Genomic DNA, 21,065 nt, shown 5'->3' with positions numbered 1-21,065 from the left:
GTGCTACAGGTAAGCGAGGTATCACCAGGCGTACACCGGCTGCTTCTGGTCGAGGACGACGCGGAACTCGCGGACATGCTCACCGAGGTGCTCGCCGACGAGGGCTACCAGGTCGATGTGGCGCGAGACGGACAACGGGGCCTGCATCTCGGGCTGACCCGACCCTACGACGTGATGGTGATCGACCGGCTGCTGCCCGCGCTCGACGGGCTCAACCTGCTGACCCGGTTGCGTTCCCGCGCGATCGGTGCCCGCGCGTTGCTGCTCACCGCGCTCGGCACCGTCGACGACCGGGTCGCCGGCCTGAACGCGGGCGCCGACGACTACCTGATCAAGCCGTTCGACCTGGACGAACTGAGCGCCCGGATTCGGGCGTTGTGCAGACGCACGTCGGACGGCGCCGAGGCGCTGCCGATCGGTACCGGCCGACTCGACCTCGGCCTGCGCGACGTGGTGCTCGCCGACGGCACCCGGGTCGCGCTCTCCGCCCGGGAGTTCGAGCTGCTCCGCGTGCTCGCCGTCCGACCCCGGGCGGTGCACACCCGCGCCGAGCTGCGCCGCCGGGTCTTCGACGCGGCGGAGGCCACCTCCATCGTCGACACCTACGTGTACTACCTGCGCCGCAAACTCGGCCGCACGGCGGTCCGTACGGTGCACGGCCTCGGCTACCGGCTCGGTGAGTTGTGACGCCGTGGCGAAGGGCGCGCACGGCGCCCGCCGGTCTCTCCTGGCTGGCGGCCGAGCGCGTCGTGGTGGCCCGGGCCCGCCGCCGGGTCGGCCTACTGGTCGGGCTCGCGGTGACCGTTCTGGTCACGGCGGTCGGCGTGCTCTCCTACGGCATGCTGATCCGTGGCCAGGAGCGCCAGATCAAGCGGGAACTCGCCTACACGGCCAGCCGGGGCGACCCGTCCGGTCCACCCGGTTGCACCTGGCTCTTCCTGCTTCACGACGGTGAGATCTCCGGCGGCGCGGTGCCGGCACCGTCCGGGTTCCCGCTCGCGGCGGCGATGAGCGCCACGGCCCGCACCGGAATCCCGTCCGAGACGACGATCGAGCGCCACGGCACGGTCTACTTCGTGCTGACCGAGACCCGTGGCGAGGACGTCGTGCAGGCGATCTTCGACGCCCGGTACCAGCTCGCCGACCGGCGTCACCTGCTCGTCGCGCTCGCTGTCGCGGAACTGCTCGGGCTGGTCGTGGCCGTCGCCAGCGGGGCGGTGGTGGGCCGGCTCGCCGTCGCGCCGCTGGCCGACTCCCTCGCCCGGCAGCGCCGGTTCATCGCCGACGTCAGCCACGAACTGCGTACGCCCATCGCACAGGTGCACACCCGGGCGCAGCTGCTGGCGCGACGGGCCGGCGCGGCCGGTGTGCCGGTGGAGTACCAGGCGGAGCTGAACCGCCTGACCGGCACCACCAGACGGCTCGGTGAGGTCGTCAACGACCTGCTGCTCTCCGCCCGGCTGGCCGCCGCGCCGGGTGACGGGGCGGCCGCCGATCCGGTGGACCTGGCGGCCGTCGCCGAGGCCGCGGTGCTCGCCGAGAACGACCGGGCCGGCGAGCAGGGCGTGCGGCTCACCTTCAGCCGCCCGGACGTGCCGGTCCCGGTCTCCGGGGTGGAATCGGCGCTGCGGCGGGTGATCAGTGAGCTGCTGACCAACGCCCTGACCCACACGCCGGCCGGCGGGCGGATCGACGTGACCGTGCGGCTGCCCGCCCACGACGTGGCGGAACTGATCGTCGCCGACACCGGCAACGGCTTCGATCCGGCCGACCGCATCTTCGACCGGTTCCACAGCGGTGCCGGCCCGGACAAGCGGCACACCGGGCTCGGGTTGGCGCTGCTGCGGGAGGTGGTCACCGGACACGGCGGCACCATCGACGCCCGCAGTCACCCCGGCCGGGGAGCCCGGTTCGCGGTGCGGCTGCCGGTCCGGCCGAGCCCGCGACCGGCCGCGTCGACGCCGACGCCCGCGTCGGTCTCCGGCAACGCCTGAGCAGGAGGAGGGCGTTGCTCGCCGTCCTCCTCCGGGTGCAGCATCCGGTGCCAGCCCGTGGCGAACTCACCGGGGCCGGTCGGCAACGAGCAGGCCGGACCGGGACGCTCCACCCCTCGGGGCAGCGACCGGCTGGTATGCCACGGGAGGCAACGGGTAACGACCGGGAATGAATCGGCTGCATCTCAGCTACGCCCTGGTGGGGGTCCTGGCACTGTTGCTGGCCTTCTGGTCCAGTGCCGTGCGACGGGCACCGGTCAGCGAGCCGCTGCTCGCGCTGTCGTTGGGTGTCCTCGCCGGTCCGGTGCTCGGCCTGATCGACCTGCCCGCCGGCCAGATGACGGCGCTGATGTTGGAGTCCAGTCGGATACTGCTGGCCATCTCGCTGATGGCGGTCGCGCTGCGTTTTCCGCTGCCGGCCTACCGGTCGGTGATCCGTCCGGTCGGTGTGCTGCTCGCCGTCGCGATGGTCGGCATGGCGGTGGTCAGCGCCGGCCTGGCCTGGCTCGTCCTCGGTCTTCCGCTGGCCCTCGCGCTGCTGCTCGGCGCGTGCGTGACACCGACGGACCCGGTGCTGGCCTCCAGCGTCGTCTCCGGTCGGCCCGCCGAGCGGGAACTCCCGGCGCGGCTGCGGCAGGTCATCAGCGGCGAGTCGGGCGCGAACGACGGCCTGGCCTTCGCCTTCGTCGTGCTCGCCCTGGCCGTCGTCACGTCCGGGTCGCTGGGTGGTGCTCTCGTCGAGGTGATCTGGGCGGTCGTTGGCGCGCTGGTGATCGGCGTGGCCGTCGGTTGGACCGCCGGCCGGGCCATCCTGGCCGCCGAGGAGCGGGAGGACGTGGACCGGGGTTCCCTGCTGGTCTTCACGATCGTGCTCGGCGTCGCCGCGCTGGGAGTCGCCCGGTTGGCGTACACGGACGGGATTCTCGCGGTCTTCGTCGCCGGTCTCGCGTACAACGCGGTCGTCGGTGGCCGCTCCCGCGCGTCGCAGCAGCGACTCGACGACGCACTGACCCGCTACCTGGTGTTGCCGCTGTTCTTCCTGCTCGGCATCGAGGTGCCGTGGCGCGACTGGCTCGAACTCGGGTGGCCGGTCCTCGCCTTCGTCGTCGCGCTGCTGCTGCTGCGTCGGCTGCCGGTGGTGCTGGCGCTGAAGCCGGCGCTGGGGATGTCCTGGCGGAGCACGGTGTTTCTCGGCTGGTTCGGCCCGGTCGGGGTGTCGGCGCTGTTCTATCTCACGCACAGTCAGGAGCACGGGGTCGCCGACCCCCGGCTGTGGGCTGCCGGGAGCCTGGCGGTGGTGGCGAGCACGGTGGTGCACGGTGTCACCGCCACCCCGGGCCGTCGCTGGTACGCCCGGCGGCCTTCGGCGTCCACCGGGTGAACCCGGCTCGGTGTCGCCGGCGGCCGTAGCGCCGATGGCCCCGGCCGTGGGGCCGGGGCCATCGGGAACCGCCCGACGCTGGGCGGTCGAACAGGTGCTCAGCCCGCGCTGAGGTCACGCCGGCGGAAACCGGCGACCGCCAAGGCCAGCAGCGCGGCCGCTGCCACGCCGAGACCCACCAGGTGCGCCGGATCGAGGGGCGCGTTCGGGTAGCTGCCGACCCACCAGAACGGCGAGAGGGCCTTGACCGCCGTGGGTAGCTGGAGGACCGATCCGAAGAACCGCTCCACCACGATGATCCCGCAGAACACCCACGCGAGCGCGCTCGCCCGGGGAACCCAGGCGTAGAGCGCCGCGGTGAAGGCGATCAGGACCGCGATGCCGAGCGCGAACGCACCGGCGCTCTTCAGCAGGATCAGCAGACTGGTGTCGCCGCCGGAGAGGGAGGCACCGACCCAGAGCGGCAGGGCACCGCCGGCGACGAGCAGCACGAGCGCGCCGATGCCGGCGACGCCCAGGTGCGCGAGCAGTGCGGTGGTCCTCGACGTCGGCCGGGACAGGCCCAGCCCGAGCCGTCCCTCGTCCTCCTCGGTCTGCACGCGCAGCACCGACGCGGTGGTGAACACGGCCACGGCGAGCGCGTTGTGCAGCATCATGATGGCCAGGAACGCCAGGATCGGGTCGTCACCGAAGATGGTCTCGGTGAGTTCGTTCTGCTCGGCGATCCGCTGGAGGGCGTCACCGGAGTCCGCGCCGAGGAACAGCCCGGCGGGGCCGAACATCGCCACACACCCCACGAGCCACCACAGCAACGCCCCGCGCTGCTGGCGAACGACGAGCGCGAACGGACTGGCCAGCGACGGCGCGGCAGCGGCGGGGCCAGGCCGGCCGTGCAGGAGGGCACCCCCGAGGTCACGCCGGGATGCCAGGACGGCCCCGACGACCAGCGCCACCACGATCGCCAGCACGCTCAGGCCGAGCGGCCAGAGCCGGACGTCCGCGTACGGTCTGGTCTGCTGCGTCCAGGCGATCGGGGACAGCCAGGACAACCAGCTGCCGTGTTCCTGCTGGATGTCGCCGATGCCCCGGATCAGCACCGCGGCGGCGAGTGCCGCGAAGGCGAGGCCGGAGGCACCGCGGCTGTGCACGGTCAGCTGGCTGGTCACCGTCGTGACGGCGGCGAAGACCAGGGCGGTGAGCATCACCCCGGTCAGGAGGGTGAAGGTGTCCGCCGCGGCGAGCTGCCCGGCGCTGATCATCAGCGCGCTGCCGAACAGGGCGAAGGCGGCGTCGGCGATCATCACCATGAGGAACGCCGCCACGGTGCCCGCGTGCCGTCCGATGGGCAGGGCCCGGACGAGTTCGGTGCGGCCGCTCGCCTCCTCGGCGCGCGTGTTGCGGGCGATCAGCAGGATGTTCATCGTCGCCAGGAGCGCCATCAACCACAGCGCCATCTCGTTGGCGAACATCCTGCCGATGGTGTAGTCCTCCAGCCCGTAACCCGGTCCGGCCAGCAGCGTGCCACCGGCGTTCGCGATCGAGTCGGCCCGGTTCTGCCGGTCGGCGGCGGTGGGGTAGACCGCCGCGATGGCGACCACGTAGTAGCCGCAGAACGCCACCAGGGAACCCGTCCAGACCGCCAGTCGGACCCGGTTGCGTCGCAACATGAACCGCAGGAGGTAGCCGGTGCCCGCCAGGGTGGCGGTGGACGCCGGAGTTCGTGCCGTCGCGGGGCGGGTGGGCGGCGCCTGCCGAGCGAGGTCGGCGGTCGGCGTGCTCATCGGGTCACCGCCTCGACGTTTCGGGGCGCCGCGGCGGCCGGTTCCGCGCCGTAGTGCCGCATGAACAGTTCCTCCAGCGACGGTGGGGTGGCCGTGAGACCGCGTACGTCCAGCCGCGACAGCGCGGCCAGGACCGCGCCGATCTGTGCGTTGTCGACGGAGAGGTCGACCTTGGTGACGTCACCGCTGGCGGCGGTGGTGGTGACGTCGTGGACACCGGTGAGTCCGGTGATGGCCGCCGGGTCGTCGACGACCAGCGCGCTGACCGTGGTACGGGTCAGGTGGCGCAGCTCGGCGAGGGTGCCGGACTCGACCGTGCGACCGCTCCTGATGATCGTGACGGTGTCGCAGACCTTCTCCACCTCGCTCAGGATGTGCGAGGAGAGCAGCACCGCCCGTCCCGCGTCCTTGACCCGCTGGACGTGCTCGGTGAAGACCGCCTCCATCAGGGGATCCAGGCCGGAGGTCGGCTCGTCGAAGATGTAGAGCTCGGGGTCGATGAGGAAGGCGGCCACGAGCGCCACCTTCTGGCGGTTGCCCTTCGAGTAGGTGCGTGCCTTCTTGGTCGGGTCGAGCTCGAAGTGGTCCAGCAGGGCGGCTTTGCGCTTTCGTCGCTCCGCCCGGTCGGACGTGTCGTGCAGCCGGGTCAGGTAGTCGATGGCCTCGCCACCGGTGAGGTTGGGCCACAGGCTCACGTCACCGGGAACGTAGGCGAGCCGGCGGTGCAGGGCCACGGCGTCGCGCCAGGCGTCGCCACCGAAGAGCCGGGCGGTACCGGAGTCGCGGCGCTGCAGGCCGAGCAGCACCCGGATCGTGGTCGACTTCCCGGCGCCGTTGGGGCCGAGGAATCCGGCGATCTCACCGGGACGGACGGTCAGGTGCAGGCCGTCGAGCGCTTTGACGGAGCCGAACGACTTGCGCAGGTCGGCGATTTCGACGGGGTTCGCTGTCATTGTCACTCCCAGGAGAGAGGCGGGTGCCGCGGTGTGAGCGTTGGCCGGTCGGTGCGGCGTGTCGACCGTGCGGCACCGGCTCGGCGATCAAGGCTCGTCGAGCCGGTGCCACGGGGGCCGAGGTACCGGGGGCGTCCGCCTTGGTGCCCGGGCCCAACTACATAGTGAGGGATCGATGTGTCACGCGCGCTTGTTGAAGGTGGAGACCGACCACAGGTATCCGACGAACGCCAGCCCGAGACACCAGGCGACGGCTGCCAGCGCGCTACCGGTCGAGGGTTGGCCCATCAACAGTCCGCGCAGCGTCTCGATGATCGGGGTGAACGGCTGGTACTCCGCGAACTGCCGCATGCCGGCGCCCATCGAGTCCGCTGGCACGAACGCGCTGCTCAGGAACGGCAGCATGATCAGCGGTACGGTGGCGATGCCGGCCGACTCCACGGTCTTCGCGGCGAGCCCCAACGCGACGGTGAGCCATCCGGCCGCGAAGCCGAGCAGCACGATCACGCCGATCGCGGCGAGCCAGTCGACGGGACCGGCACTGGGGCGGAAGCCCAACCCGAAGGCAACTCCGATGATGGCGGCGCAGGCCACCAGGCAGCGCAGGGTGGTCATGATCACGTGCCCGGTCAGCACGGATCCCCGAGAGACGTCCATGACCTTGAAACGATTGATGATGCCTTTGGTCATGTCGGAGTTCACCTCCGTCGCGGTGGCCCCCAGCCCGTAGCTGACCGCCATCACGAGCAGGCCCGGTGTCGCGTAGTCGATGTAGCTGGAGCCGACGTCGAACGCGCCGCCGAACACCTTGACGAACATCAGCATGATCACGATCGGGAACAGGATCGCGTTGAACACCGTGGTCGGGTTGCGCAGGGTGTGCCGGAGGTTGCGGCGCAGCATGACGGTCGAGTCACCGAACGAGGTCGCGACAGTGCTCATCGGACGATCGCCTCCTCACGCGGGCGGCTGGTGGCGGAGTGCTCGGTCAGGGACAGGAAGACGTCGTCGAGGTCGGGGGTCCGGACGGCGAACTCCCGGAGCGTGATCGACTGCTCGTCGAGGCGGTTGAGCAGGGCAAGCAGCGACCGCGGCTCACCGTCGTGTGGCACCTGCAGGGTCAGTTCGTCGTCGTCCCGGGTGACGGCGCCCAGGATCCGGGCCGCCGCGTCGAGGTCGTGCGCCTCGGCGAACCGCAGTTGCAGGTGTGCGCCGGGGACCTGGCGCTTGAGCTGCTCGGGGGTGCCCTGGGCGACCAGCCGGCCCTCGTTGAGGACCGCCACCTGGTCGGCGAGCTGATCGGCTTCCTCGAGGTACTGGGTGGTCAGGAAGATCGTGGTGCCGTCGGCGACCAGCTCGCGGACGATGCTCCACATCGTGCGCCGGCTACGCGGGTCGAGGCCGGTCGTCGGCTCGTCCAGGAAGATGATGTCCGGGTTGCCGACGAGCGTCATCGCCAGGTCGAGCTTGCGTCGCATGCCGCCCGAGTAGGTCGAGGCAAGCTTGTCCGCCGCCGCCACCAGGTCGAAGCGTTCCAGCAGCCGCGTGACGACCGTGTCACCGGCACGCAGGTGCTTGAGGTCGGCGACCAGGCGCAGGTTCTCCCGGCCCGACAGCAGCTCGTCCACCGCGGCGAACTGGCCGGTCACGCCGATGGCCGAGCGGACCTGCCTGGTCGCGGTCGTCACGTCGTGTCCGGCGACGTGCACCGTGCCGGCGTCGGCCCGCATCAGGGTCGTCAGGATGTTCACGGTCGTGGTCTTGCCTGCCCCGTTCGGGCCGAGCAGGGAGAAGACCGATCCCGCGGGGACGTCGAAGTCGATGCCGTCGAGGACCACCTTGTCGCCGTAGCTCTTGCGCAGTCCCGAAACAGAAACCGCTGAACGTCTCACTTCTCCACCGTCCTCGTCGTGTCCGAAACGCAGCGCGTTCGCCGTGATCGGGCACCGGCGTCCCTCTCAGGATGGTTCGGCTCAGCGTCTGCCGAGTAGTAAGCGTATTTGTCGCCAATGCGGTGTCTACGTCCCGAAGCCACCTATAGGGGTTGCCGGACGAGAATAGGGGCCCGACTCGGGCGGGACCGTTTCTGCGACAGGGGCCCCGTAAATGGTCGGGGGAGAGCCCTCCGGAACAGGGGTATCGCCATCCTTGACAGGTATCTGCGGCTGACGCCTACGATGACCTGGCATTTATTCGGCGGCCGTTGAATGTCGGACGTCATCTCGATTCGAACCCGAGTCATTCCGCGACGATCACAAGGACGGTGGCACGTGAGCACGAACCCTTTCGATGACGAGAACGGCAGCTTCTACGTCCTGGTCAACGACGAGGACCAGCACTCCCTGTGGCCGGTCTTCGCCGAGGTGCCGGCCGGCTGGCGGGTCGTCTTCGGCGCGGACGTCAAGGCTGCCTGCCTGGAATACGTCGAGCAGAACTGGACCGACCTGCGCCCGCGGAGCCTACGGGAGGCCATGGCGGCGAACTGACCGTCGTCGTATCTCGCGGAGGAGTGGAGCGTCATGTTTGTGCCCAGCATGTACCGGGAGCCCGACCCACAGTGGATCGGGGAGTTGATTCGGCGGAATCCGCTGGCGTTGTTGATGACCAACGGTGCCGACGAGGACGGGCCGTTCGGCACCCACCTGCCGGTCATCGCGGATCCGGCCGCGGCCGCCCACGACTCGCCGGACCTGACCGGCACCACGCTGCTCGGTCACATGAACCGGGCGAATCCGCAGTGGAAGGCGCTGCGCACCGGCACGCCCGCCGTGCTCAGCTTCGCCGGCCCGCACGGATACGTCTCGCCGACGCTGTACCCGTTCACGCCCGCGGCGCCGACCTGGAACTACACGGCCGTGCAGCTGCGCGGCGTGATCGAGCCGATCGGGTCCGCGGCGGAGACGCTGTCGGTGGTGCGGGCGACCGCGGGGACCCTGGAGGCTGAATTCGGCAACGGTTGGGACATGACCGATTCGATGGGCCACTTCCGCCGGATTCTTCCCGGGGTGGGTGCCTTTCGTTTCACCGTCACCCGGTCCGATGCGATTTTCAAGCTCAGTCAGGAACAGAACCGCGAGACGCAGGGTCAGGTTTGCCGACACTTTCAGGAAGCAGCCGGGGGGCAGCGCGAAGTGGCGGAATACATGACCAGGATGGCCGAGCGCGGCTGAGCGGGCCGGGCGGCTGGAAGTTCGATCGGGTGAATTCGCGCCGCCCGCCTCTGGTTTCGACAAGGAATGGGGGACATCAGTGAAGACCGTGGACGAATGCCGAACCAGACCGGTGAGCGCCGGCGGACCCGTGCAGCACGATCTCGTGGTCTCGTTCGTCGGCAACCAGGCGACGGTACGGAAGTCGGGAATGGTCTTCCCGCAGGGTCTGTCCGAGCGATCCTGGGAACAGATCGGCAGCAGTCTCCGCGAGCTGGCGAACTCGTCGGCCTGGTGGCTCGCCGACTGGCTGATCTTCGGAGAGGCCACCTACGGGTGGCGGCGCTACCGGGAGGCCATCGAGCGGACCGGCCTTGACTACCAGACGCTGCGCAACTACGCGTGGGTGGCCCGGCGGTTCGAGCAGGGCCGCCGGCGGGACACGCTCAGTTTCGCCCACCACGCCGAGCTGGCCCGCCTGGCACCGGCGGAGCAGGACTACTGGCTCCGCAAGGCGGAGCAGCAGAAATGGTCGCGCAACGAACTCCGCAAGGCGGTTCGGGCCAGCCTGGCCGAGCGCGGCGCGAACGCCGCACCCCCGGTCGCCGAGGGCGACCAGAGCCAGGGCGTCGTGCAGCTGGCAGAGGCGAGCGACACCGAGAAACGCAAGGGCTCGACCACCAAGATCACGATCGAGCTGTCCGCGAACCAACTGGACTGCTACTCGAGGTTGGCCGCCGCGCGCGGCCTCTCCGTCGACGAATGGGTCACCCGTGTCCTCGACGCCGTCGATCGGCGCGTCGCCTGACGACGCCGCACCGTCCCCCTCGTGGTGATCCGGCAACCAGGCCGGCCGGCCACCCGTCACATCGGAGTAGGTTGATGATTCTTCCGGGTAAACGAGTACCGCTGCCCTCGGTGCCGGTGGTCCACCACCGATTCGAGGCACACGCCGCGGACACTCCCGACGCCATCGCGGTCCACTGCGCCGGACAGCGGTTGTCGTACCGAGACCTGAACGCCAGGGCCAACCAGTTCGCGCATCTGCTCGCCGAGCGCGGGCACGGCCCCGGTGCCAAGGTCGGTGTCTGCCTCGACTATTCGGTCGACATGCTGGTCGCCATCCTGGGCACCCTCAAGGCGGGTGCGGCCTACGTACCGCTGGACCCGGCCTACCCGGCCGCACGCCTGCGGCTGCTGTTGGGGCAGATACCGCAGCTCGCCGCGATCGTCGCCGCGCCCGCCACGGTCGAGCTGGTGGAGTGCGCGAACGCCCCGGTCATCGACCTGACGCAGGCGTCCGACGAGCTGGCGGCGATGCCGGTGGTCAACCCGGACGTGCCGCTCACCGGCGAGGACCTCTGCTATGCGGTCTTCACCTCGGGCTCGACCGGTACGCCGAAGCTGACCGCCGTCCGGCACGAGAACTGGTTCAACCTCCTGAACTGGCTGACCTTCGAGTTCGACCTGCACCGTGGGTCGCACAACCTCGTGGTCAGCGCGTTCGGATTCGACCTCTCGCAGCGCAGCCTGATGATGCCGTTGTTCTGCGGCGCCACCCAGTACCTCATGGCCACCCGGAACTTCGACGCCGCGATGGCCTACCGGATGTTGTCCGAGCACGACATCCGGACGGTCAACTGCGCCTCGTCCACCCTCTACGTCCTGGTGGACTGGGAGGTCGCGAGCGGCGGAGACGCCCTCACCCGGCTGGACTACGTGCTGTTCGGCGGGGAGCCGCTGCACGTCGAGCGCGTCCTGGAGTGGGCCAGGGCCGAGGGGAACACCTGCACCCTGCTGCACCAGTACGGCGTCGCCGAGTGCGCGGACGTCGCGACCTCGTACGACCTCGCCGACTATCGCAGCGACGAGCACGACATCGCGCCGGTCGGCCGGCCCGGCTACAACACCGACATCCACATCCTCGACGAGCAGCTGCGGGGGATTCCCACCGGGGAACCGGGGGAGATCTGCATCGCCGGCCGCAGCGTCGGCGCGGGCTACCTGAACGGCTCGGGTCCCGAGTCGGCGCGATTCACCACGATCCAGATCCACGGCGCTCCGGTGCGGATCTACCGCACCGGCGACCGCGGTTACGTCACCGACACCGGTCAGCTCATCGTCCTGGGCCGGATGGACACGCAGGTGAAGGTGCGTGGCATGCGCATCGATCCGCACGAGATCGAACGGGCGCTGGGCCGGCTGACCGGTGTCCGGCAGGCCGCCGTCGTGGTGAGCCCCGACGACTCCGGCGACTGCGAGCTGACCGCCTTCCTGGTGCCGACCGGTGCCGAGCTGGCCGACAACGACGTGCGTGCCCGCCTGCTGGAGTCCCTGCCGCGGAACATGGTCCCGGCCCGATTCCGCACCATCGCCCGACTGCCGTTGACGCCGCACGGGAAGGTCGACCGCGCGGCGCTGCTCGACGAGCTGCGGACCGGCTCACCGGCCCGATGACCGACGAAGGGAACGTGATGATTACCGAAAGAGTGCACGCGATCTGGCGCCGCGAACTGGGGCGGGACGACGTGGCTGTCGACGACGACTTCTTCGCCCTCGGTGGCCAGTCGGTGACAATGGCCCGAATTCAGCGGTCCCTCATCGTCGAACTCGGTGTCGAGGTGCCTGTGGACCAGCTGTTCCGCAATCCGACGGTGGCGTCCATCTCGGCGTACATCGAATCCGCGCGGGCCACGACCGGATAGCGGCACATATACCGGCCTGCCGACGCTCGACAGCGGTTTTCCGCGCTGTGTGAACGCTTACCTCACCCGGCCCCGTCCGGGACCGTATCAATCGTGAAGCCTGGTTAAGAGAGGCGCCATGTACGACGTCATTGTCATAGGTGCCCGTTGCGCGGGTTCGCCGACGGCCATGCTGTTCGCGCGGCAGGGGTACCGGGTCCTGCTCCTGGAGAAGGCGAAGTTCCCGCAGGACACCCTCTCCTCGCACTACCTGCACTCGCAGGGCGTGGCGCTGCTCGACCGGTGGGGGCTGCTCGACGAGCTGCGCGCCACCGATGTCCAGCCCATCACCCACCAGGTGTACGAGGCACCCGGAGTGCGTGTGGAGGGGTTCTCCCTGCCGATCAACGGCCTGCGGACCACGTACGCGCCCCGGCGGTACGTCCTCGACCCCATCCTCGCGGCGGGTGCCGTGCGGGCCGGGGCGGAGTTCCAGCAGTCGTGCGCGGTCAACGACCTGATCTACGAGGACGACCGGGTCGTGGGGGTCAGGTACACCACGCCCGCCGGCGTGCAGACGACCGAACGGGCGCGGCTCGTGGTCGGCGCGGACGGCATGCGTTCGCTCGTCGCCCGTAAGGTCGGCGCGCCGAACGTGATCGAGCACGCCCGGCTGACCTGCGTCTACTACAGCTACTGGGCCGGCGTGCCGGCGAACTTCGAGCTCTACGAACGGCCCGGTCGCTGGATCGGCGTCGTACCCACGAACAACGACCTGACCCTGCTGATGACCTACTTCCCGCAGGCCGACTTCGGCGATGTCCGCAAGGCGGTGGAGCCCGCCTACCTGGAGGCGTTCCGCACGACTGCACCCGAGCTGTACGAGCGGATGCGGTCCGGCGAGCGGGTGGAGCAGCTGTACGGCACCGGGCACCAGGAGAACTACTTCCGCAAGGCGTACGGGCCCGGCTGGGTGCTGGTGGGCGACGCGGTCAACCACAAGGACTCGATCACCGCGCGTGGCATCACCGAGGCGTGGGTGCAGGCACAGACGCTCACCGACTACGTCGGCGCGGACCTGCACGACGACCGTGCGCTGCGCTCGGCGCTGCGGCGTTACGAGCGCAGCCTCAGCAACGAGGCCCTCAACCACTACCAGGGCGCGCTCAACGTGGCCGAACTCAAGCCCGAGGGGCGCACGGACATGCTGCGCAAGCTGGTCGGTCACCAGGAGCACATCGATCGCTACTTCTCGACCCTGTCGGGGGCGATCTCCATCGACGACTTCTACAACGAGGAACTCCTGGCTCTGCTCGACCAGGACTGACTGACGTTCCGCTCACCAGGTTCGCCGATTTGGAGAAACAATGATTCCGTTGTCGTTCGCGCAGCGCCGGTTGTGGTTTGTGGACCGGTTCGAGGGGCCGTCGCCGACCTATAACGGCGCTTTCGCCTTGCGGTTGACCGGTGAGCTGAACGTCGGTGCGCTGGAGTCAGCGCTCCGGGACGTCATCGACCGGCACGAGGTACTCCGTACGGTGATCGTCGAAGGCGACGACGGCATCCCGTATCAGGAGGTGCTGCCGTCCGGAGCCAGGCCCTTCGCCCTGCCGGCCGTGCAGGTCGCGGAGGCGGACCGGCGGGCGGCGGTCGACGAGGTGGCCAGGGAGACCTTCGACCTGGCCACCGACCCACCGATCCGCGCCCGGCTGCTGCGCACCGGACCGGAGGCGCACACCCTCGTCCTGGTGGTGCACCACATCGCCCTGGACGGGGAGTCGCTGGGGCCGCTGCTGCGCGACCTGAGCACCGCGTACGCGGCGCGTCGCCAGGGACGGGCGCCGCAGTGGGAGCCGCTGCCGCTCCAGTACGCCGACTACACGCTGTGGCAGCAGGAGATGCTCGGTGACGAGTCCGACCCGGAGAGCGTGGCCGCCCGGCAGTTGGCGTACTGGCGTGCGGCGCTCGACGGTCTGGCGCAGCCCCTGGCGCTGCCGACGGACCGGCCCCGGCCGCGGGTGATGCGCTCGCACGGCGACCTGGTGCAGTTCCCGATCGAACCCGAGCTGCTCGCGGCCGTGCAGCGACTCGTCGCCGAGCAGGACGTCACGGTGTCGATGGTCATGCACTCCGCGCTGGCGGTGCTGCTGCGCCACCTGGGCTGCGGCGACGACGTGCCGATCGGCGCGCCCATCGCCGGCCGGGTCGACGAGGAACTGCGTGACCTGGTCGGGTTCTTCGTCAACACCTGGGTGCTGCGGGTCGACCTCAGCGGCAACCCGACCTTCCGCCAGCTGCTCGACCGGGTGCGTGATCGCTGCCTGGGCGCCTACGACAACCAGGACCTGCCGTTCGAACGGCTGGTGGAGCTGCTGAACCCGGACCGCTCCACCGCGTACCACCCGTTCTTCCAGGTGATGCTCGCCTGGCAGGAGCCGCTGGGCGAACTCAGCTTCGCCGGTCTGCGGACCGAGTCGGAGACCCTGGAGACGGGAACGGCGAAGTTCGACCTGTTCTTCAACATCATCCCGAACGGTTCCGGTGGCGCCGGCGTCCGCCTGGAGTACGCCACCGACCTGTTCGACCGGCACACGGTCGAGGACGTCGCCGCCCGCTTCACCCGCGTGCTGCGCCAGCTCGTCGCCGACCCGGACCGCGACGTCGACCGGACCGACGTGCTCGCGCCGGCCGAACGCGACAGGTTGCTCACCCGGTTCAACGACACCGCCACGACCGTCGACGAGCAGACGATCCCGGAGCTGGTGCAGCGCCAGACCGCCCGCACCCCGGACGCGGTGGCGGTCGTCTGTGGTGACCGGACGCTCACCTACCGCGAACTCGACGACCGGGCCGAGCGTCTCGCCCGGGAACTGCGGCGGCGCGGAGCCACGCCGGAGGACCTGGTGGTGTTGGCGGTGCCGCGCTCGGCGGACCTGGTGGTCGGCCTGCTCGGGATCCTCAGGTCCGGTGCCGGGTACCTGCCGATGGACACGCGGTACCTGGGCGCCCGGGCCGCGGGCGTACTGGCCGAGGCGCGTCCGCGTTTCGCCGTCACCGACACCGCGACCTCGGCGGAGCTGCCGCACGACGACATGTCGGTCGTCAACCTCGACGACCGCGACGAGTGGGCCTCGCCCGACGGGACCAGCCCGGTGCGGCAGCCGGCCGCCGACAACCTCGCGTACGTCATGTACACCTCGGGCTCCAGCGGCCGGCCGAAGGGCGTCGCGATCACCCACCGCAACGTCGTCAACGGGGTCCGGGCGTTGGCCCGCCGCCTGGACGCGCCAGCCGGCTGGCGGATGCTGGCCGGCACCTCGGTCAACTTCGACGTCTCGGTCTTCGAGCTGCTGACCACGTTGTCCACCGGCGGCACGGTCGAGGTGGTGTCCGACGCGCTGGCACTCGCCGAGCGTGACGGCTGGGACGGGCACGTGGTCAGCGCGGTGCCGTCGGTGCTCGGCGAACTGACCGCTCACCTGGACCGGGCACCGAACGTCCGGACCGTCGTGCTCGCCGGTGAGGTGCTGCCCGGCCGCCTGATGCGGCAGATCCGCGAGGTCCGGCCCGACGTGCAGATCGTCAACTCGTACGGGCAGAGCGAGAGCTTCTACGCCACCACCTTCTCCCTGCCGGCGAACCAGGACTGGACGCACAGCGACGTCGCGCCCATCGGCACCCCGCTGGACAACGTGCGTGCCTACGTGCTGGGTCCGGGACTCGTGCCGGTACCGCAGGGGGTGCTCGGTGAGCTGTACGTCGCCGGCGCCTCGCTCGGGCGCGGCTACCACGGTCAGCCGGGCCTGACCGCCGAGCGTTACGTGGCCAACCCGTTCGGCCCGGCCGGCGAGCGGATGTACCGCACCGGCGACCTGGTCCGCTGGCGGGCCGACGGCCAACTGGAGTGCGTCGGTCGCGACGACAGCCAGGTCAAGGTGCGCGGTTTCCGCATCGAGACGGCCGAGGTGGAGGCGGCCTGCACGCAGCATCCCGGCATCAGCGAGGCCGTCGTGATCACCCGCGAGGTGCCCGGCGGCGGGCGGCGGCTCGTCGCCTACGTGGTCCACACCGGCGACGGTGGGGTCGGCGACGACGGTGCCGGCGGCATCGGCGACGTCGACGTGCAGGCCGGCGCCTCCGCGGCCGAGCTGCGCGAGTTCGTCGCGGCCCGGCTGCCCGACTACATGGTGCCGTCGGCCTTCGTCGCCCTGAGCCGACTTCCGGTCGGCCCGACCGGCAAGTTGGACCGCGCTGCCCTGCCCGAACCGGAGTTCTCCGGCGGGACCTACCGGGCGCCGCGCACCGAGGCCGAGTCGATCATCGCCACGGCGTACGCGGACGTGCTCGGGGTCGACCGGGTCGGTATCGACGACGACTTCTTCGGCATCGGCGGGGACAGCCTGCGTTCGATCCAGGTGGTCGCCCGGGCCCGGGCGCGTAACCTGCACCTGACCACCCGGGAGATCTTCGAGGGCCGCACCGTGGCCCGGCTCGCCGAGCTGGCGAGCGCCCGAAGTGACCGTAGCCCCGCGCTCGTCGAGGACGCCGGTGGCGGGATCGGCCCGATGGTGCTGCCCCCGGTGGCCCGGCAGGTGTTCGAACACGGCGGCGCGATCGACCGCTTCGCCATGGCCATGACGCTCGAGCTGCCGGTCGGCATCGACGCGGACGGGCTGACCGCGACGCTGGACGCCGTCCTCGACCGGCACGACCTGCTGCGTGCGCGGCTGGTCCGCGACGGCGACCTCAGCCTCGACGTCCGCCCACCGGGCAGCGTACGCGCGGGCGACCTGCTGCACCCGGTCGCCTGCGACGGCAACTGGGCGGAACCGTCCGCGCTGGCGCGGGCGCAGGCGGAACTGCAGGTTGCGCTCGGCCGGCTCGACCCGGAAGCCGGGATCATGGCCGACTTCGTCTGGTTCGCCGCCACCGACGGCACCGGCCGACTGCTCGTCGTGCTGCACCACCTGGTCGTGGACGGTGTCTCCTGGCGCATCCTGATGTCGGACCTCGCCGAGGCGTGGGACCACATCGGCTCCGGACGCCCGGCCGACCTGCCCGCGGTCGGCACGTCGGCGCGCCGGTGGACCGCCGCCCTGGCCGACGAGGCGCTCTCCCCGCAGCGGGAGACCGAGTTGGCCTACTGGCGTGACCTGCTGGAGCTGCCGAACCCGCCGCTGGGACAGCGGATGTTCGACCCGGCGGTGGACCTGATGGGCACCGTCGACACCGTGCGGCTGCGGCTGCCCACCGAGGTCACCGACGTGGTGCTGACCGAGCTGCCGGCAGCCTTCCGGGCGACCGGGACCGACGTGCTGCTCGCCGCGCTGGCGCTGGCCCTCGACCGGTGGCGCGGTGCGCCGCAACCCACCGTGGTCCGGCTGGAGGGGCACGGCCGCGAGGAGGACGTGGTGCCCGGCGCGGACCTGTCCCGGACCATGGGGTGGTTCACCAGCATGTACCCGGCCCGGGTGGCGGTACCCGGGGTCGACCTCGCCGACGTGCTGGCCGGCGGTCCCGCCGCCGGTACGGCGATCAAGCTGGTCAAGGAGCAGTTGCGCGAGGTGCCCGACAAGGGGCTGGGCTACGGACTGCTGCGCTACCTCAACCCGGAGACCGGCGAGCAGCTCGCCGACTACCCGCCACCGCAGATCGGCTTCAACTACCTCGGCCGGATCTCCGACACGGACGTGCCCGAACACCTGCGTGCCCACGGGTGGGTGCCGGCGTCCTGGTCCACCGAACTGATCGCGATGCCCGACCCGGACCTGCCCGCCCTGTCCGCACTGGAGGTCAACTCGGTCGCCGTGGACACCGCCGACGGCACCCAGCTACAGACGATCTTCATGTTCCCGTCCGGGGTGTTGTCCCGGGAGCGGGTCACCGAACTGGCCGACCTGTGGGCCGACGTGCTGCGGGGCATGGCCGCGTACGCCGCCCGTACGCCGATCGGTGGCCTCACTCCCTCGGACGCCCCGCTGGTCTCGGTCCGGCAGGACGAGATCGAGAGCTGGGAGCAGCGCTACGGCCGGCTGGCCGAGGTGTGGCCGCAGGCACCGGGCCAGTCCGGCATCCAGTTCCAGGCCGCGCTCGCCGACGACACCTTCGACGTCTACCACATGCAATTCGTGCTGCACCTGTCCGGACCCGTCGAGCCCACGAGGATTCGGTCGGCGGGACAGGCGCTGCTGCGCCGGTACCCGAACCTGCGCTCCGCGTTCCTCACCGCGACCGACGGCGATCCCGTCCAGGTCGTGCCGGAACACGTCGCCCTGCCCTGGCGGCACATCGACCTGACGGGGCAGGGCGACGCGGAACAGCACGCCGCGCTGGACCGCCTGCTGGCCGAGGACCGGGCCGACCGGCTCGACCCCACCCGGCCGCCGCTGCTGCGCCTGGCCCTGCTCACCTGCGGACCGCAGCGGGCCAAGCTGGTCGTCACGGCCCACCACACCCTGTTCGACGGCTGGTCGTCGCCGCTGGTGATCAAGGATCTGGTCCAGCTCTACGCCGACGACCAGGCCCTGCCGCCGGTGCGCGACTACGGCGACTACCTGGCCTGGCTGTCCCGGCAGGACCGCCAGGAGTCGGCCGCCCGGTGGCAGGACGAACTCGCCGGCTTCGACCAGCCGACCATCGTGGCGCCGGACACCCCGATCGCCGAGGAGGCCTCCGCTCTCGGGCGCGTCGAGGTGCCGTTCTCGATCGACCAGGGACGCGAGCTCGCCGGGCGGGCCGCGCAGCTCGGGGTCACCCTGAACACCCTGCTGCAGGGCGCGTGGGCGATCCTGCTGTCGAAGCTGACCGGCCGGCCGGACGTGGTGTTCGGCGCCGCGGTCAACGGTCGCCCGGCGGAACTGACCGGCTCCGACGAGATGGTCGGCCTGTTCATCAACACCCTGCCGACCCGGGCCTACTGCCGGCCGTACGACAGCATCGGCGAGGTCGTCACCGAGCTGCAGAACCGGCAGGTCGCGCTGCTCGACCACCACTACTACGGGCTGGCCGACATCCAGCGGGGCACCGGGCTGCCCGCCCTGTTCGACACGATCGTCGTGTTCGAGAACTACCCGATCGACCGGGTCGGCATCGTCGAGGCGAACACCGCCGCCGGTTTCACCATCGACCGCATCCGGCCGCTCGCCGGCTCGCACTACCCGCTCACGCTCAACTCCTCCGACCCCTACCTGCGGCTGTCTCTCGACTACCAGACCAACCTGTTCGACCGGGACGCGGCCGAGGTGATCGCCGCGCGACTCGTCCGGGTGCTGGAGCAGATGCTCGACGACCCGACGACCGCCGTCGGCGCCGTGGACGTCCTCTCCGACCAGGAGCGGGACTGGTTGCTGCGGAAGGTCAACGACACCGCACACCCGGTGCCCGCGGACACGCTACCCGGCGCGTTCGAGGCCCAGGTGGAGCGCGACCCGGACCGGCTGGCGCTGATCCACGAGCGGGAGAACCTGACGTACGGCGAGTTCAACCGGCGCGCCAACCAGTTGGCGCACTGGCTGATCGACCAGGGTGCCGGACCCGAGCAACTGGTCGCGGTGCGGATTCCCCGCTCGGTGGACCTGCTGGTGGCGATCTACGCGGTGGTCAAGGCCGGCGCGGCCTATCTGCCGCTGGACACCGAGCTACCGGCCGACCGGGCCCGCAAGGTGTTGGACAGCGCGCGGCCGCTGCTGGTGCTCGACCAGGACCTGCCCGACGTGTCCGGCCACCCGACGGAGAACCCGCGGCGCACGCTGTCGCCGGACCACGCCGCGTACGTCATCTACACCTCCGGCTCGACCGGCGTACCCAAGGGCGTGCAGGTGACGCACCGGGCGATCATGAACCGGCTCAGGTGGGGCCTGGCGCACTTCGACGTCGGCGCCGAGGACCGCGTGCTGCTGAGCACCACCGCGAGCTTCGACGTGTCGGTGCCGGAGTTGTTCGCAGCGCTGCAGGTCGGCGCCGCCGTCGTGATCGCCCGGCCGGACGGACGCCGCGACCCCGCCTACCTCAGTGACCTGATCCAGCGGGAACGGGTGACCGGAGCGGACTTCGTGCCCTCCCTCCTGGACGCCTTCCTCACCGAGCCCACGGCCAAGGAGTGCGACAGCCTGCGCTGGATCGAGGTCGCGGGGGAGGCGTTCCCCGCCGCCCTGGCCAACGCGGCGGTCGACCTGCTGCCCGGCTGCGAGGTGCACAACCTCTACGGTCCGACCGAGGCCGCGGTCGAGGTCACGGCGTGGCGGCACGTGCCGGGCGCGGACCGGGTGCCCATCGGCGCGCCGGTGTGGAACACCCAGGTCTACGTGCTCGACGGGTCGCTGCGCCCGGTCGCGCCCGGAGTGGTCGGCGAGTTGTACCTCGCCGGCGCCGGGCTGGCCCGCGGCTACCTGGGACAGACCGGGCTGACCGCCGGCCGGTTCGTCGCCTGTCCGTTCGGCGCGCCCGGGTCCCGGATGTACCGCACCGGCGACCTGGTGTGCTGGAACCAGGACGGCCAGATCGAGTACCTCGGTCGGTCCGACTTCCAGGTCAAGGTTCGCGGGTTCCGCATCGAGCTGGGCGAGATCGAGCAGGTGCTCACCGCACTCCCGCAGGTCGCCACCGCGGTGGTGGTGCTGCGCGAGGACCGTCCCGGCGACCAACGGCTCGTCGCGTACGTCGTACCGGCCGACGCGGCCGCGGACGCCGCGCGGCTGGACCTGGCGGCGCTCACCGAGCAGGCCCGGCAGAGCCTGCCCGAGTACATGGTCCCCTCGGCGATCGTCCCGCTGGACGGACTTCCCCTGACGTCGAGCGGGAAGCTCGACCGCAACGCGCTTCCCGCCCCGGAACAGTCCACCACGGCGACCGGGCGGGGACCGCGCGACCACACCGAGGAGGTCCTCTGCCGGCTCTTCGCCGAGCTGCTCGGGGTGGACGAGGTCGGCATCGACGTCGACTTCTTCGAGCACGGCGGCCACTCCCTGCTGGCCACTCGCCTGATCGGCCGCATCCGCAAGGAACTCAAGGTCGACGTCAAGGTCACCATGGTCTTCCGCAGTCCGACCGTCGCCCAGCTGGCGGCGCAGATCGAGAAGCTCTCCACCTCAAGTCGCCCTCAGCTGCGCCCGATGAACGTGTAGG

14 protein-coding genes are annotated in these 21,065 nt (G+C 70.7%); 10 read left to right on the top strand and 4 right to left on the bottom strand.

Features of this window, described 5'->3' with window-relative positions; genetic code table 11:
- The 3 genes from O7597_RS30210 to O7597_RS30200 all read left to right on the top strand — a co-directional run bounded on the left by O7597_RS30210 (position 1) and on the right by O7597_RS30200 (position 3,375).
- Positions 1-687, top strand: coding sequence for a response regulator transcription factor (locus tag O7597_RS30210; RefSeq protein WP_269742086.1), 687 nt, complete (start codon positions 1-3; stop codon positions 685-687).
- A complete protein-coding gene (locus tag O7597_RS30205) occupies positions 684-1,994 on the top strand; it encodes a HAMP domain-containing sensor histidine kinase (RefSeq protein WP_281581478.1) in 1,311 nt (436 codons plus the stop codon). The genes O7597_RS30210 and O7597_RS30205 overlap by 4 nt, the downstream gene beginning before the upstream one ends.
- 169 nt (positions 1,995-2,163) lie before the next feature.
- The gene (locus O7597_RS30200) at positions 2,164-3,375 is read left to right on the top strand and encodes a cation:proton antiporter (RefSeq protein WP_281581477.1); all 1,212 of its coding nucleotides are present in this window, start codon (positions 2,164-2,166) and stop codon (positions 3,373-3,375) included.
- 98 nt (positions 3,376-3,473) lie between these two features.
- Here the strand turns inward: O7597_RS30200 and O7597_RS30195 are convergent, their stop codons facing one another.
- From O7597_RS30195 to O7597_RS30180, 4 genes are all read right to left on the bottom strand, one after another.
- The gene (locus O7597_RS30195) at positions 3,474-5,156 is read right to left on the bottom strand and encodes a hypothetical protein (RefSeq protein ID WP_269742083.1); all 1,683 of its coding nucleotides are present in this window, start codon (positions 5,154-5,156) and stop codon (positions 3,474-3,476) included.
- Positions 5,153-6,109: an ABC transporter ATP-binding protein gene (locus O7597_RS30190; RefSeq protein WP_269742082.1), complete on the bottom strand. Its 957-nt coding sequence runs from the start codon at positions 6,107-6,109 to the stop codon at positions 5,153-5,155. The genes O7597_RS30195 and O7597_RS30190 overlap by 4 nt, the downstream gene beginning before the upstream one ends.
- Before the next feature lie 180 nt (positions 6,110-6,289).
- Positions 6,290-7,051: an ABC transporter permease gene (locus O7597_RS30185; RefSeq protein ID WP_269742081.1), complete on the bottom strand. Its 762-nt coding sequence runs from the start codon at positions 7,049-7,051 to the stop codon at positions 6,290-6,292.
- Complete coding sequence (locus O7597_RS30180) at positions 7,048-8,001, bottom strand: ATP-binding cassette domain-containing protein (RefSeq protein WP_269742080.1); 954 nt, start codon at positions 7,999-8,001, stop codon at positions 7,048-7,050. The genes O7597_RS30185 and O7597_RS30180 overlap by 4 nt, the downstream gene beginning before the upstream one ends.
- A gap of 378 nt (positions 8,002-8,379) precedes the next feature.
- Between O7597_RS30180 and O7597_RS30175 the strand changes: the two genes are divergently transcribed.
- From O7597_RS30175 to O7597_RS30145, 7 genes are all read left to right on the top strand, one after another.
- The gene (locus O7597_RS30175) at positions 8,380-8,595 is read left to right on the top strand and encodes an MbtH family protein (protein ID WP_269742079.1); all 216 of its coding nucleotides are present in this window, start codon (positions 8,380-8,382) and stop codon (positions 8,593-8,595) included.
- A 39-nt stretch (positions 8,596-8,634) separates the two neighbouring features.
- A complete protein-coding gene (locus tag O7597_RS30170) occupies positions 8,635-9,279 on the top strand; it encodes an FMN-binding negative transcriptional regulator (protein WP_281581476.1) in 645 nt (214 codons plus the stop codon).
- Positions 9,280-9,409: 130 nt separating this feature from the next.
- Positions 9,410-10,066 carry an LmbU family transcriptional regulator gene (locus O7597_RS30165; protein WP_269742077.1) on the top strand — a complete coding sequence of 219 codons (657 nt, stop codon included), beginning with the start codon at positions 9,410-9,412 and terminating at the stop codon, positions 10,064-10,066.
- A 74-nt stretch (positions 10,067-10,140) separates the two neighbouring features.
- On the top strand, positions 10,141-11,715 hold the full coding sequence (locus tag O7597_RS30160) for an amino acid adenylation domain-containing protein (protein ID WP_269742076.1): 1,575 nt from the start codon (positions 10,141-10,143) through the stop codon (positions 11,713-11,715).
- A 17-nt stretch (positions 11,716-11,732) separates the two neighbouring features.
- A complete protein-coding gene (locus O7597_RS30155) occupies positions 11,733-11,963 on the top strand; it encodes an acyl carrier protein (protein ID WP_281581475.1) in 231 nt (76 codons plus the stop codon).
- A 118-nt stretch (positions 11,964-12,081) separates the two neighbouring features.
- Positions 12,082-13,269, top strand: coding sequence for an NAD(P)/FAD-dependent oxidoreductase (locus O7597_RS30150; RefSeq protein ID WP_269742074.1), 1,188 nt, complete (start codon positions 12,082-12,084; stop codon positions 13,267-13,269).
- Between the two features lie 40 nt (positions 13,270-13,309).
- A complete protein-coding gene (locus O7597_RS30145) occupies positions 13,310-21,064 on the top strand; it encodes a non-ribosomal peptide synthetase (RefSeq protein WP_281581474.1) in 7,755 nt (2,584 codons plus the stop codon).
- Position 21,065 lies beyond the last annotated feature (1 nt).

It is taken from the genome of Verrucosispora sp. WMMC514 (assembly GCF_027497295.1).
GTDB lineage: Bacteria > Actinomycetota > Actinomycetes > Mycobacteriales > Micromonosporaceae > Micromonospora > Micromonospora palythoicola.
Note: the sequence above shows the minus strand (reverse complement) of the source record. Positions and strands in the feature narration are given on the sequence as shown.

What these genes read in the sequence shown, in the direction of transcription:
- O7597_RS30195 (WP_269742083.1), bottom strand. Translation starts at nt 5,156, where the DNA reads ATGAGCACGCCGACCGCCGACCTCGCTCGGCAGGCGCCGCCCACCCGC.
- O7597_RS30200 (WP_281581477.1), top strand. Translation starts at nt 2,164, where the DNA reads ATGAATCGGCTGCATCTCAGCTACGCCCTGGTGGGGGTCCTGGCACTG.
- O7597_RS30185 (WP_269742081.1), bottom strand. Translation starts at nt 7,051, where the DNA reads ATGAGCACTGTCGCGACCTCGTTCGGTGACTCGACCGTCATGCTGCGC.
- O7597_RS30155 (WP_281581475.1), top strand. Translation starts at nt 11,733, where the DNA reads ATGATTACCGAAAGAGTGCACGCGATCTGGCGCCGCGAACTGGGGCGG.
- O7597_RS30160 (WP_269742076.1), top strand. Translation starts at nt 10,141, where the DNA reads ATGATTCTTCCGGGTAAACGAGTACCGCTGCCCTCGGTGCCGGTGGTC.
- O7597_RS30145 (WP_281581474.1), top strand. Translation starts at nt 13,310, where the DNA reads ATGATTCCGTTGTCGTTCGCGCAGCGCCGGTTGTGGTTTGTGGACCGG.
- O7597_RS30150 (WP_269742074.1), top strand. Translation starts at nt 12,082, where the DNA reads ATGTACGACGTCATTGTCATAGGTGCCCGTTGCGCGGGTTCGCCGACG.
- O7597_RS30190 (WP_269742082.1), bottom strand. Translation starts at nt 6,109, where the DNA reads ATGACAGCGAACCCCGTCGAAATCGCCGACCTGCGCAAGTCGTTCGGC.